Here is a 13,931-nt window from a genome sequence, read left to right on the forward strand (position 1 = left end):
TCAGGCCCCCACGGTCTGGGCCGCGGTGGCCAGCACCGCGGTGATCATGGCGCGGGACTTGACGACCGTCTCCTCGAACTCCTCCTCGGGGTCCGACAGGGCCACGATCGCGCCGCCGACGCCGAAGCTGACCCGGTCCCGGGTGGCGACGAGGGTGCGGATGATGATGCTGAGGTCGGTGGCCCCGCTCAGGGAGAACCAGCCGAGCGCGCCGGAGTAGGCGCCGCGCGGGCCCTCCTCCAGGCGGTCGATGATCTCCATCGTGCGGATCTTGGGAGCGCCGGTCATCGATCCGCCGGGGAAGGCGGCCCGCACACAGCTCACCACCGACTCCTCCGGCCGCAGCGTGCCGCGGATCGTGGAGACGAGCTGGTGCACCGGCGCGTACGTCTCGACGTGGAAAAGCCGGGGCACGTGCACCGACCCGACCTCGCAGACCGTGTTCAGGTCGTTGCGGATCAAGTCCACGATCATGAGGTTCTCGGCGCGGTCCTTCTCGCGGCTGAGCAGGTCGTGGCGGAGCGCCTCGTCCTCCTCCGGCGTCGCGCCGCGCGGCCGGGTGCCCTTGATCGGCTTGGACTCGGCGACCCGGTCGGGGCCGATCGTCATGAACCGCTCGGGCGAGGCGCTGAGCACCGCGACGTCGGGGAAGTCGAGCAGCGCGCCGTACGGCACCGGGCTGATCTTCCGCAGGTGGCTGTAGGTCCGCAGCGGGTCGATCTCGGCGCGGACGGTGACGGCGTTGGTCAGGCAGATCTCGTAGGACTCGCCGTGGTAGATCTCCTCCAGGCAGTCGCCGATCCGGCTGAGGTAGCCCTGCTTGTCGTGCCGCATCTCCACCGCGCCGGCGATCGCCGGATCGGTCATGCCGACCCCCGCGAACGCGACCGGCTCGGCCGTCTCACGCCTGGGCAGGGAGAACAGCCGCGCGGCGGTCTCGTCCAGCCAGGCGAGCGCGCCGCCGTCCGCGCTCTCGTCCGTGTTTCCGGCCAGCGCGAGCAGGTAGCAGACGCCCTCCACGTCGTCGAGCACGAGCATCCGGTCGGCGAACAGCAGCGCCGCGTCGGGCTCCTCGGCCTGGTGCGCGGCCTGGCCGCCCGCCTCGGCCTTGAGCTCGTAGCCCAGGTAGCCGACGTACCCGAGGTTGAAGTCGAACGGCAGGCCCTCGGGCGCCGGAACGGCGCGCTCGCGCAACCGCTCGTCCAGGTATTCGAAGAACGGCTGCTCGACCCGCTGCCGCGACCCGTCGGACCGGCGTACGGTGACCGTTCCCTCCGCCACCCGGTAGGTGACGTACTCGGCGAGCGGGCCTGAGCCGTCGCCCATGAACGAGAACCGCGACAGCCCCTCGATCACCGAGCTGCTGTCGAGCCAGAAGCCGTGCTCCTTGCCCGCGAACAGCTCCCGGTAGGCGCTCTCCGCGTCCGGCAGCAGCGGCAGCCTGCGCACGTGCACCTGGAAGGGCGAGCGGGCGGCGGCGGCGCGCTCCTGCCTGGCCCTGCGGTGGGCCAGTGCGAGGTCGCGGAAGTTGGCCAGCAGCTCGCGGCCGTGCTCGCTGCTGATCGACTCGGGGTGGAACTGGACGCCCCAGATGGGCTCGGTGCGGTGCCGCACTCCCATGACCACGCCGTCGTCGGTCCAGGCCACGGCCTCCAGCTCGTCCGGCAGGTCGGTGGCGGCCAGCGAGTGGTAGCGCACGACCGAGAACGGCGAGGGCAGGCCGGCGAAGATGTCGGCGCCGGTGTGACGCACCTGCGAGACGCGGCCGTGCATCGGCTGCGGCGCGTGGGTGACGGTCCCGCCGAACAGGTGGCAGATGCCCTGGTGGCCGAGGCAGACGCCGAGCACGGGCAGCCCGCTCTCGCGGATGGCCCGGGCGCTCACGCCGAAGTCGCGGGCCCGCTCGGGCCGACCGGGACCCGGGGAGATCACGACGCTGTCGAACTCGTGGATCGGCACCTGGGACCAGTCGGCGTCGTTGCGCACCACGACCGGCGGCTGCCCGTTCACCTCACCCAGGAGCTGATAGAGGTTGTAGGTGAACGAGTCGTAATTGTCGATCAGGATCGTTCTCATTCCGGGGTTCCTCCAAGCCGTGTCGGAATAGCCGGGTGAGCCGCCGGCGCCGCGTTCACCGAGCGGCGACATCGCCGATCACCAGGTCCTCGACCCTGCAGGTCTCCGCGATGACGAGTTCGTAGAGGCGGCGCAGGAAGTCGGGGTCGATTCCGTGGTCCTGCGCGTATCGGGCGGCCCGCCGCTGCACGATGCCGATGCGGTGGGGCTGCATCATCGGGACGTTGTGCTCGCGCTTGAAATGCGCGATTTCCACGCAGCACTCGATGCGCCTGCGCAGTGTGTCGAGCAGCGACTCGTCGATACGGTCGAGCGAGGCCCGCAGCGTCTCCAGACCGTCTTCTCCGGCGCCGTTGCCAGCCATGTCAACAGCCCTCCAATCCGGGGTGCACGGATGTTCCGGCTAATTCAGGATTCGATCCGGCGCGCATTTGTCACAACCCCTAACGGCCCCACAGCACAGCCGGACAATCCGGGATGACCTCGGACTTCTCGGTACCCCCGAGGCCGCGTTGACGAAGAGCGGCCGGCGACCCCGGTTCACCCCTATCGGGAAACGGCTCATCCCGAATGATCGGGAAATTTCATTGACCGTCCGAAAATGGGGGAACTAATCTCCGATCGCGAAGTGCCTGTGAGCACGTGCGAGAAACGGCGGTGACGAAAGTGAAACCTCGAGCATTCGTACTTACCGGATCATTCCTGGTGATCTGCCGGGCCCCTCTTTATCTGCGCGAACTGTCCCGCCGGGGGCTGCGGATCCTCGTGGTCACGCCGGCCTCCTGGCGGGAGCAGGCCCTGGCCCAGATGCGCGATCCCTCGCACCCGGCCTCGGTCATCGAAGAGATCGCCTTCACCGACGGCGACGTCAACACGGACAACTCGTTCACCGCGGGCGTGATCTCCGGCGTACGGGCCTGGCGGGACCGCTACGACATCGCCGGCGTCTACGCGGTGGGCGAGACGCTGGTCGAGCCGACCGGCCTGCTCGCCGACGCCCTGGGGCTGCCCTCCCCCGGCCTGCGGGCCACCCGCGCCTGCCGCAGCAAGTACCTCCAGCGGTGGTACCTGCCGGAGTTCAGCCCGGCCTCGGTGGTCGTCCCCCCGGCCGCGCGCGCGACGTTCTCCGCCGCCGGCGTGTCGTTCCCCGCCGTGGTCAAGCCCGCGAGCCGGCACTCCAGCTCCGGCGTGGAGACCGTGCGCGACCCGGCCGAACTGCGCGCCCAGCTCGACGCGTACCTGCCGCACGAGACGGTGCTGGTGGAGGAGAAGGTGACGGGCCAGGAGTTCTCCGTGGAGAGCCTGGTGCAGGACGGCCGCGTCGTCTTCGCCTCGGTGACCCGCAAGGAGACGACCGAGTCGGGCACCCGCACCTTCGTCGAGCTGTCCCACTCGGTCCCGAACGAACTCGACGGCGTGAACGAGGTCATCCTCGACGCCAACCGGCGCATGCTCGAACGGCTGGCCTTCGGAAGCGGCATCGCGCACGCCGAGTGGCGGGTGGACGGCGCGGGCCGGACCTACCTGATGGAGGTGGCCGCGCGCACTCCCGGCGACGGCCTGTCGATCCTCTACTCGCTCGCGACCGGCGTCCCGATGGAGCCGGAGATCATCCGCATCGCCCTCGGGGAGCCCGCCGCCTATCCCGCGCCGCGCCGGTACGCCCGCCAGGTCTACCTGGAGCACGAGCCCGGGCTGCTCGGCGACGTGACGGTGGACTGGCCGGGGATCTCACCGGCCTGGGTGGGCGAGGGCGGCCTGTGGCCCGAGATCGAGCCCGGCGCCCCGGACGACCCGCCCACCCTGCGTGCCGTGCTCGTGCTCAAGGACCGGGGCGCCGAGCTCGGGCCGCTGCGCAGCTCGGACGACCGCGCCGTGACGTTCCTCATCGACGCGCCCACCCCGGCCGAGCTGGACGAGCTCGAAATGCGCGTACGGCACGCCGTGCGGATCCACACGCTCGCCCCCGAACCCGCCGGCGCCCGGATGTGACGGTTCCCGTGAACGCGCGAGGCACGGCGGGAGGCGATGAGCCTCCCGCCGCGCCCGCTTGTCAGGGGGTGTGGACCGTCAGGGGTAGCTGACCACGTTGACCGGGACGGTGGCCGTGCCCTGAGCCGGGCCGCCCGTGTCGTTGATGACGTGGGCGATCGTCCCCACGCCGCCCAGCGACACCGTGAGCAGGTCGTGGAACTTCACGCCCGACCTGTTGGGGGCCTCGAAGCCGCGCTCGGCCACGATCGAGGGGTCGGTGCTGAAGTTGCAGTAGCTGCCCATGCCCCAGGCCTCGTGGCTGGTCACGCCGTCGGCCACCTTGTAGGCGGCGTAGCCCCGGGTCGAGCCGTTCATCCAGGACGCCTGGTTGGGCGGGTCGTAGGGCAGCTCGTTCTGGAAGAAGATCGTCTTGCCGCCCTGGCCGTTCCAGATCACCTCGTACTTCTTGTAGTGCTCGACGAACAGGCCGTACGCGGTGACGTTGTCGCCGTTGACGATCAGACCGGTGTCGGCGGGGTTGGTGTTCCAGCCCACGCCCGCGCCGTGGTCGGCCCGCCACGCCCAGATGTGGTCGATGATCGTGTTGTTGCTGTTCACCACCAGGCTGGTCGTGGCCGAGCCGGGTCCCGCGCCGCCGATCCGGAAGAACACGTCCTGGATCGAGGTGGGGTTGGCGGCGTGGCTCGCGGACGCGCCGTCGGGGCCGACCCGCAGCAGCACCGGCGAGTTGACCGTGCCTGCGTCGAAGAGCAGGCCGCCGATCTTCACGCCGTCGACGTCGGCGACGTTCATCGCGACGACCCCGTTGTCCGGGATCAGCGTGGCGTAGCCGAGCCCGAGGACCACCGTGTCGGCCCGGGTCACGTTCAGCGTCTGGTCGAGGTGGTAGACGCCGGGCGTGAACAGCAGGTTCAGGCCCTGGCTCAGCGCCTGGTTGAGCGTGGCGGCGCTGTCGGACGGCTTGGCGACGTAGAACTGCGTCAGCGGGATCGACGTGCCGGGGGTCGCGCCGTTCGCCCAGCTCACGCCGCTGGAGTTCGTCCGCAGCGACGGGACGAACACGCGGTAGGCGCCGCCCGAGTCCACGTACAGGTACGGCTTCTCCCGGGTGACGGGGCTGGTCGCGAGCGTCGTGTACGGCGGGTTCGGGAAGCTCTGCGCCGGAGCGCCGACGACACCGGAGAACACCATGTTCCAGACGCCGTTGGTCCAGCCGCCGATGGTGCTGTCGCGGGTGAACCACTGCTGCTGGGAGTACGGGCCGACCGTGCCGTCGATCTTGCTGTCGGCGATGTAGCCGCCGCTGGCCCAGCCGTACCCGTTGGGGGCGAGGTTCAGCCCGCCGCGCACGTGGATCCGCCGGAACGGCGCGGCCTGGGCCACGGCCCACCGGTCGGTGCCGTTGACCGGGACGACCGCCAGGTTCTCCGCCGACCGCCAGAAGTTCTGGGTGGCGTTGCCGTTGAACCACCCGGCGTCGACGGTGATGTCCCCGTTGATCGTCACGTTGTCGGGCGACTGGCCGAGACCGGCGATCGAGGTGTAGAAGCCGATCTGGGCGTTGAGGCCGCTGTAGGTGCCCGGCTTGAACAGCAGCGCGTAGCGCTGGCTGCCGAACTGGTTCGACTCCTGCTGCTTGAAGATGGTGTCGAGCGTGCTCTGGATGCTCGCGCTCGACATCGACGGGTCGAAGACCTTCACGTTCGGCCCGAGGTCGCCGCCGCCAGGGAGATTGGGGCCGCCGTCGCCGCCGCCGGTGGTGTTCACGGCGAACTCCCAGAGCGAGTAGCCGTACGCGGTGGCGCGGGTGAGGCCGTACATCCGGACGTAGCGGCCGGTGGCCGACACGTCGAGCGACTGCGTCCCGCTCACGCCGTTCACCGTGGCCGTCGCGTCCGACCAGGCCGAACCGTCCGGCGAGACCTGGATCTTGAACGTCTTCGCGTAGGCGGCCTCCCAGTTCAGGATCACCTTGCAGATCTGCTGTGAGCTGCCGAGATCCACCTGGATCCACTGCGGGTCGCTGAACGCGCTCGACCACCGGGTGCCGGTGTTGCCGTCGAACGCGGCGGACGCCGGGGACGCGGCGTTCTCGGTGGAGGAGGCCGACGACGGCTTGCCCTGCGCGACGTTCGCGGTGCCGCAGGTGTTCCCGCCGCCGGAGGCGACGTTGACGGCGAACTCCCAAAGCGAGTAGCCGTACGCGGTGGCGCGGGTGAGCCCGTACATCCGGACGTAGCGGCCGGTGGCCGTCAGGTCGAGCGACTGCGTCCCGCTCGCGCCGTTCACCGTGGCGGTCGCGTCCGACCAGGCCGAGCCGTCGGCCGACACCTGGATCTTGAACGTCTGGGCGCGGGCGGCCTCCCAGTTGAGCACGACCCGGCAGATCTGCTGTGAGCTGCCCAGGTCAACCTGGATCCACTGCGGGTCGCTGAACGCGCTCGACCAGCGGGTGGAGGTGTCGCCGTCGAACGCGGCCGACGCGGGCGTTCCGGCGTTCTCCGTGGAGGAGGCCGACGACGGCCTGCCCTGCGCGACGTTGGTCGTGCCGCAGGCCGCCGCCGCGGCGCTGTAGGTGGCGGGGACGACGCCGGTCACGGCCGCGAAGGTCGCCAGCGCGACGAGCGCGGCGGCGACCAGGCCGGAGCGTCCGCGCCGCCGGCGCAGTCGTCCGGGCGCGGGGTGAGGCGGGGAGGAGGGAGGCATGCACGTCTCCTTGGTGCGGAGCCCCTCGGGCGAGGGTCGGGGGGATGAGAGAGGTCCAGCGGCATGAGCGTGCGCCTGCGGCTCCGCTTATGTCAAGGCTTAGTTCACGATCAGAAATATCTATTGACCGTTTCTGTAACAGTGGTGGTACTCTCCCTTGGAGAGCGCTCTCCCAGTCCTGGACACACGAGCAGGGAGACCGATGTCGAGGACGTCCGGCGTCACCGGCCGCGTGCGGGGTCTTTCCGCACGGCTTGTCCTGCCGTCAGCCGGCGGCGGTGATCCTGGCCACCTGGGGCGCGTTCAGGAACTCCTCCAGGACCAGCGTGGCGGCCCCCAGCGCGACGGCGTCGGGACCGAGGCGGCCGAGGACGATCGACGTCGCGGCGTACGGCTCGGCCAGCGAGTTGGCCGCGGTGGCGCGGCGGATGTCGGGCAGCAGGCTCTCGCCGAGCTGGACCCCAACCCAGCCGCCGATCACGATCTTCTCGGGGTTGATCAGGTTGACCAGGTTGGCCAGGCCGACGCCCAGATAGGTGACGGTCTCCTCGACCACCGGGGACTTCGACGCCAGCACGCCGGCGAGGTCCTCCTCCCAGTCGCCCCGCGAGGTGACGCCCGCCCGGTCGAGGATGGCCTCGATCCCGACGTACGCCTCCAGGCAGCCGCGTCCGCCGCAGCGGCAGGGCCGCCCGTTCGCCACGATCTTCGTGTGGCCCCACTCGCCCGCGCTGCTGCTGACCCCGCGGAACGTGGTGCCGTCGGCCACGATCGTCGCGCCGACCCCCACGCCGAGCAGCACGATGACCGCTTCCGAGGCGCCCCGGCCCGAGCCGAACCACAGCTCGGCCTGGCCCATCGTCTTGGCGCCGTTGTCCACGTACAGCGGGAGCGAGGTCCCGCGCCGCAGGAGCGCTCCAAGCGGAACGCCGTCCCAGCCGAAGGTCTTGGCGTGGATGACGCCGTCGGCGCCCGGCTCGACGATGCCGGGAACCCCCACGCCGATGCCGAGCACCTGCTCGGGGGACACGCCCGCGTCCGACAGCACGACCTCGACCCCCGCGAGGATGTGCCGGGCGACCAGTTCGGGGTCGTGGCGGGCCGGCCGCAGCATGTAGTCCACCTTGGCCCGCTCGGTCATCTCCAGGTCGAACAACCCCACCCGGACGTGCGTCTCGGCCACGTCGACGCCCACCGCGAAGCCGTACTCGGGGTTGACCCGCAGCAGCACGCGGGGCCGACCGCCGTCGGACTCCACCTGGCCGGCCTCGACGACGATGTTCTCGCCCAGCAGGTCGGCGGTCATCGTGCTGACCGTGGCGGCGCTCAGGCCGGTGCGCGCGGTGAGGTCGTTGCGGCTGGTCGGGCCGGAGAAGTAGAGCGCGCGCAGCAACACGGCCCGGTTCCCTCTGCGGATGTCCCGTACCGTCCTACGCTGAGGCCTCGCCATGACCCACCCTCCCCGTCGCGACAGGGTCATCTTAGTTCAGAGGCGAAAACAAGCACCTCCGCCCTCTGCCGGCCTCTTCACGGTCGCATCTCCGGGTTACCCGCCCATTAAGCCGCCGTATCGCCTCGCTCTTCCTCCGACTCTTGAACGAACGTGTCAGGCGCGGGCGGCCGCGAGTTCCTTCATGAGGGTCTCGACGAGGGCCGCGGCGGGGAGGTCGCGGCAGCGGCGGTATCCCCGGCCGCACCACAGGGCCATCGCCTCGGGGTCGCCGTGCTCCGCCGCCGCCCGGCGCAGCCCCTTCGTCAGGTGGTGCACCTGCGGGTAGTACGCGGGCGCCGACGCCTCGTGCTCGGCCATGAACCGGTTGGCCAGGCCGCGCGCCGTACGTCCGGAGAAGGCCCGGGTGAACGCGGTGCGGGTGAACCGGGGATCGGCGAGGGCGGCCTTGTGCACGGGGTGCGCCCCGCTCTCCGGGGTGCGCAGGAAGGCGGTGCCCAGTTGCGCCGCGACCGCGCCCGCGGCGAGGACGGCGGCGACGTCCGCGCCGTCCATGATTCCCCCGGCGGCCACGAGCGGCACGTCGGTCGCCTCCCGCACGAGGGCCACGAGTTCCGGCAGGTCGTCCGGCGCCTCCCAGGAGGGCGGCGGGGGCAGGAAGGCCGCCTGGTGCCCGCCCGCGCCGGAGCTCTGGACGACCACGGCGTCTGCGCCGGCCTCGGCCGCCGCGACCGCCTCCCACGGGGTGTTCACCATGATCGTGATCACGGCACCGGCGTCGTGGAGGCGGGCCGTCACCTCGGGCGGCGGGCAGCCGAAGGTGAAACCGGCCACCGGAACCCGTTCGTCCACCAGCAGGTCGATCTTGGCGTCCCACTCGTCGTCGTCCCACGCGGGGGCCTCCGGCAGCGTCACGCCGTACCGCTCGGCCTCGGGGGCGAGCTCCTCGCGGTAGCGGGCCACCGCCGCGGCGGCGCCCGGCTCCTCACGGACGACCTCGAAATCGGGGACGAAGACGCTCACGCCGAACGGCCGGTCCGTCCGCTCACGCACCGCCGCGATCTCCCGGCGCACGTCCTGCGCCGTACGGTAGCCCGCCGCGAGGAACCCGAGGCCGCCCGCCCCGGACACCGCCGCCGCCAGGGCCGGGGTGGATCCGCCACCCGCCATGGGGGCCTGGATGATCGGGCTCGACGGCCCGAAGGGAAGGACGCGACCGGTCACGCGAGACCTCCTCACTCGTCTGGACAGCAGCGTAGAACGCGGTCGACGAGCGCTCCGGCCGCCCCCGTGTACTCGGCGGGATCGAACAGCCCGGCCAGGTCCAGCCCCTCGGGCACGGGCAGGAGTTCCTCCAGCGCCTCGGCCACGGGACGCCCGGACTCGGCCGAGATCGCGGACGCCTCCCCGAGCAGCCGCTTGGCGGCGCCCTTCCCGAGGACCGGCGCGAGCACGGCGGCCGCCCGTTCCGTGACGGTCAGGCTGCCGGTGAGCGCGAGGTTGGCCCGCATGCGCTCGGGGAACGCGACGAGTCCCTCGGCCAGTTCGGCCGTCACGGCGGCGGCCCCGCCGACCAGCCGCAGGCACTCGCGCAGCGGCTGCCACTCGGCGTGCCAGGCGCCCGCGGGCCGTTCGTCCTCGGCGAGCAGGCACTGGTGGAGACTCGCGGCGAGCGCGGGCACCTGGATCGCCGCCGACCGGACGAGCGTGGCGAAGACCGGGTTGCGCTTGTGCGGCATCGCCGACGACACACCCCGGCCGGGGGCGGCCGGCTCCACGACCTCGGCCACCTCGGTGCGCGACAGCGACTGCACGTCCACGGCGATCTTCCCGAGCACCCCCGACGTGAGGGCGAGCGCCCCGGCGAGGTCGGCGATCGGGATCCGCAGGACGTGCCAGGGGACCACCGGCTCGGCCAGCCCCACCTCGGCGGCGAACGCGGCGATCAGCCGCTCCGGGTACGCCCTGGGGTCGGGCACCCCGGCGATCCGCGCGTACTCCACGTAGCCCGCCAGCGTGCCGGCCGCGCCGCCGAGCTCGGCGGGCAGCTCCGCGCGCACGCGGCGCAGCCGCACCAGGGCGGTCCGTACGGCGTGCAGCCACCCGGCCGCCTTCAGGCCGAACGTGGTGGGCACCGCCTGCTGGGTCAGCGTGCGGCCCGGCATCAACGTGTCGCGGTGCCGCGCCGCGAGCCCCTCGAGCGCGGTCGCGGCCCGGTCCAGGTCGACGGTGATCAGGTCGAGGGTCCGGACGGCCACCAGCATGGCGGCCGTGTCCATGATGTCCTGGCTCGTGGAGCCGCGGTGCACGTATTCGGCCGCGGCCGGGTCCACCACCGCCACGGCGGCCGTCAGGTCCTCGACCAGCGCCACGACGGGGTTGGCCGCCTCGCGGGCGCGCAGGGCCAGGGCCGCCAGGTCGAGGTTGCCCGCCTCCGCCACCGTGCCGATCGTCTCCGCGGCCTCCATCGGGACGACCCCCAGCCGGGCCTGCGCGCGGACCAGGGCGGCCTCCGCGTCGAGCATCGCGCGCAGCCACGCGCCGTCGCCGGTCGCTCGCTCCGCCGCCGAACCCACCCGTACCGGGGACAGCAGGCCCAGATCGAGGTCGCTCATCGGACGCCCGTCCGCGTCGCGCCGCAGGAGGCGGCGAGAGCCGTACGCGGTCCGGCGGGCACGCGGGCGGCGCGGCGGCGCGGAAGGGCCCGCGCGGGCGTCAGCGCGAGGACGCTGCGGGCGATGGCGTCGGAGTCGCCCAGGATCACGGAGTTCACCCCCGGCCGCACGCCCGCCGCCGTCACCCAGTGGACCGACTCTGTGGGCACGCCGTACGCGAACCGGCGCGGGTGGGCCCGGCCGTCCGCGTCCAGGAGCCGGTAGGGCCGGCGGGTGACCGCGAGGCCGCCCGTCTCGTGGCCGTCCTCGCCACGCCGCCCGCCGATCACGTACGCCCTGCACTGGCCGGTGCCGAGCAGATGGCGCAGCAGGGGGTCGGCCGTGCGCCGCAGGTCGATCTCGGGCAGGCGCGCCTCGACGAGCACCCTGGCCCGTACGGCGGAGCCCGGCACGGCGGCCGACTCGGCCTCGAAGGCGCCGTCACGGGCGTGCACTCGCATGTCGGGGCCGACGACGGTCAGCACGCCCGCCTCGGTGAGCGCGATCATCTGCTCGACCCGCTCGGCCGGCGGCCCGATGGACAGGAACGCGTTGAGCGGCGTGTACCACCGGTCGAGGTCGTCGCGGTGCGACCGCCCGGTGAGCCCGCCGTGGTCGACCACCTGCCTGACCTCGTTGCGCAGGTCGCGCAGCACGTCGAGGGCGGCCTTCAGCGGCCCGCTGACGTTGCCTTCGCGGGCCTGCGCCAGGTCGGTGCGCAGATAGGCGGTCAGCCACTCGCGGAAGTCGTCCGGCCCGCCGAAGCCGATCCCCCGGTACGGCTCGGCCACGCGCTCCCAGTCCCACCGCAGCGCCGGGCCGATGCCGAAGGCGTCCAGCACCATGGCCTCCCCCGCGTCGCCCCACGCGTGGGCGAGGTAGGCGGTGCGGAAGCGGCCGGCCATGCACCCGCAGTCCCGCCGCGCCAGGAGGGTGGCGTAGTAGACGGTCTCCACCTCCTTGGCGATCAGCGGCCACAGGTCGGCGCGGAAGTCGAGCCCGCCGCGGGCGGCCGAGCGCGCGGCCAGCGACTCGATCCTGCTCGGCGTGAGCACCAGAGGCTCGTGCCTGCCCTCGACGCCCTTCTGGTTCTCCCCCCGGGACTGGTACGGAATGCCCCGGCGCGATCCGGCGTACAGGCGGGGCTCGCGGCCGGAGGGCCGGTAGACGAGGCGGCCCGCCTCGTCGCGCTCGAACCGGCCGCCGCGGCCGAGCGTCAGCAGGGCCATGTGGTCGAAGAAGTTGAGCCCGAGCCCGCGGAGCACCACCGCCTCCCCCGGCCGTACGGCGCTCAGGTCGGCGTCGGCGGGGTTGGCGGGCGGTACGTGGACCAGGCCGTGGGCGGCGGCGTACGCGGCCGCCTCCCGCTCGGCGGCCGACGGCTCGACCGGCAGGTGCCCCTGGGCCAGGACCACCGCGTCGAGCGAGCCGAGCACGGTGCCGTCCTCGAGCACCACCCGCTGCGCGCCGGTGCCGGGCACGTCGTCGAGCGCGGTCGCCCGCGTGGCGTGCACCCGCACCTCCACCTGCCGGGGCGCCCGCGCGACCACCCGCTCGAACACCCAGCGCAGGTAGCGGCCGTAGAAGGCGCGGGTGGGGTAGGTGTCGGGCCCGAGCCGCCGCGCCTCGGCGAGCACGTCCTCCGTGACGCCCTCGGGTGAGAGCCCGCTGTCCGCGAAGAGCACCAGGTGCCGGGCCCACTCGTACAGGCTGGGGCCCGTCTCCAGCGGCCCCCGGATGTCGACGCTGGGATCGGTGAAGAGCGTGACCTGCGAGGCGACGGTGTTCATGAGCAGCTGGCCCGGCTGGTCGGTGCGCCACACCTGCCCGGCCCCCGGCGGGTACGGATCCACGACGTGCAGCAGGACGCGGGCCCGCGGCGGCAGCCGCCGCGCGTTGGCGCACAGCCGCTCGATCACCGACATCCCGCGCGGTCCCGCTCCGATCACGCACACCTCGAACGGCCGGGTCGATCGTGTTGTGGTCATCCGCTCCTCCAGTTCCCCTCGGGTCGTGAGTCGAGGATGCGGCAGCGGAGCCTTCGTGAGGTATGTCACATTTGGCGAGGCGGTGTTAAGCATTGCTTCATGCACGATGTGACGCGCCTCGCGGCGCTGGTGGCGGTCGCCGAGGCCGGTTCCATCACCCGGGCCTCCGCCCGCCTCGGTTACACGCCGCCCGCGCTGTCGCAGCAGATCGCCAAGCTGGAGCGGGAGGCCGGAGCCGTACTCGTGATCCGGCACCGTCGCGGCGCCACGCTCACGGCGGCCGGCGAGCTGCTGGTGGAGCACGCCCGGCGGGTGCTCGACGAGCTGGAACGGGCCCGGCACGGCCTGGCCGCGCTCGCCGGCCTGTCCGGCGGACACATCACGATCGGCACGTTCACGACCGCCGGCATCCACCTGTTGCCGCCGGTCCTCGCGGCGTTCCGGCGGGCTCACCCCGCCGTGGAGGTGAATGTGAAGGAGTACGAACCGCCGTCCGGGCTGCCCGCGCTGGCCGCGGGCGAGGCGGATCTCGTGCTCACGCACACCTACGAACACCAGCCCGCCCCCGCGTTGCCCTCGGGGGTCACCGTCGAGGCGCTGCTGGTGGAGGAGCTGGTGCTGGTGGCCGCCCCCGGGCACGCGCTCACCGATCCGGCCGAGCCGCTGCCGTGGCCGGAGCTCGCCGGCCGGCCGCTGATCAGCGGCTCGCGCGGGCTGGCCAACCGGGAGGCGCTGGAGGCGCTGTTCCGCCGCGAGGGGCTGGCGCCGCCCGTCGTGGCGTACGAGACGGGCAACTACGGCATGTCGTGCGCCCTGGCCAGCGGGGGGATGGGCCTCGCCCTCGTGCCGAGGACCGTGGCCGAGCTGGCGGAAAACCCCCTCGGCGTACGGCGCCTCGCCCCGCCGGGCCTGCACCGGACGATCAGCCTGGCCAGGCGGTCCGACGACAGGTCCCCCGCGCTGGCGACCATGCGTTCGCTGTTCAGGAGCACGGGCAAGGCGGCGCCCCGGCGGCCCCCGGAGGAGCCGCCGAGGTGACAGGCGCCGCCCGGCCGCGAGTGC

General features: G+C 72.6%; 9 protein-coding genes. 2 read left to right on the forward strand and 7 right to left on the reverse strand.

Translation table 11 applies throughout. The features are described from left to right. The gene (gene pabB, locus Msi02_RS23345; RefSeq protein ID WP_204050255.1) at window positions 1-2,076 is read right to left on the reverse strand and encodes an aminodeoxychorismate synthase component I; all 2,076 of its coding nucleotides are present in this window, start codon (window positions 2,074-2,076) and stop codon (window positions 1-3) included. Window positions 2,077-2,131: 55 nt separating this feature from the next. Next, window positions 2,132-2,440, reverse strand: coding sequence for a chorismate mutase family protein (locus Msi02_RS23350; RefSeq protein WP_030509683.1), 309 nt, complete (start codon window positions 2,438-2,440; stop codon window positions 2,132-2,134). A gap of 302 nt (window positions 2,441-2,742) precedes the next feature. On the opposite strand from Msi02_RS23350, the gene Msi02_RS23355 reads away from it, so the two are divergent. Beyond that, window positions 2,743-4,068, forward strand: a complete 1,326-nt coding sequence (locus Msi02_RS23355) for an ATP-grasp domain-containing protein (protein WP_204050256.1) — start codon at window positions 2,743-2,745, stop codon at window positions 4,066-4,068. Window positions 4,069-4,146: 78 nt separating this feature from the next. Here the strand turns inward: Msi02_RS23355 and Msi02_RS23360 are convergent, their stop codons facing one another. From Msi02_RS23360 to Msi02_RS23380, 5 genes are all read right to left on the reverse strand, one after another. Further along, entirely contained in the window at window positions 4,147-6,777 is a 2,631-nt protein-coding gene (locus Msi02_RS23360; protein ID WP_204050257.1) for a discoidin domain-containing protein, read from the reverse strand. A gap of 265 nt (window positions 6,778-7,042) precedes the next feature. After that, window positions 7,043-8,173, reverse strand: a complete 1,131-nt coding sequence (locus Msi02_RS23365; RefSeq protein WP_239108639.1) for an ROK family protein — start codon at window positions 8,171-8,173, stop codon at window positions 7,043-7,045. 210 nt (window positions 8,174-8,383) lie between these two features. After that, a complete protein-coding gene (locus tag Msi02_RS23370; protein WP_275414164.1) occupies window positions 8,384-9,451 on the reverse strand; it encodes a nitronate monooxygenase in 1,068 nt (355 codons plus the stop codon). Window positions 9,452-9,462: 11 nt separating this feature from the next. Then, window positions 9,463-10,842, reverse strand: a complete 1,380-nt coding sequence (locus Msi02_RS23375; protein WP_204050258.1) for a nitrosuccinate lyase — start codon at window positions 10,840-10,842, stop codon at window positions 9,463-9,465. Beyond that, window positions 10,839-12,869, reverse strand: coding sequence for an FAD/NAD(P)-binding protein (locus tag Msi02_RS23380; protein WP_204050259.1), 2,031 nt, complete (start codon window positions 12,867-12,869; stop codon window positions 10,839-10,841). Before Msi02_RS23380 ends, Msi02_RS23375 begins: the two co-directional genes overlap by 4 nt. A gap of 99 nt (window positions 12,870-12,968) precedes the next feature. Between Msi02_RS23380 and Msi02_RS23385 the strand changes: the two genes are divergently transcribed. Next, entirely contained in the window at window positions 12,969-13,907 is a 939-nt protein-coding gene (locus tag Msi02_RS23385; protein WP_204050260.1) for a LysR family transcriptional regulator, read from the forward strand. Window positions 13,908-13,931: the final 24 nt, after the last annotated feature.

The sequence above is a fragment of the Microbispora siamensis genome, from assembly GCF_016863095.1.
GTDB classification, from domain to species: domain Bacteria; phylum Actinomycetota; class Actinomycetes; order Streptosporangiales; family Streptosporangiaceae; genus Microbispora; species Microbispora siamensis.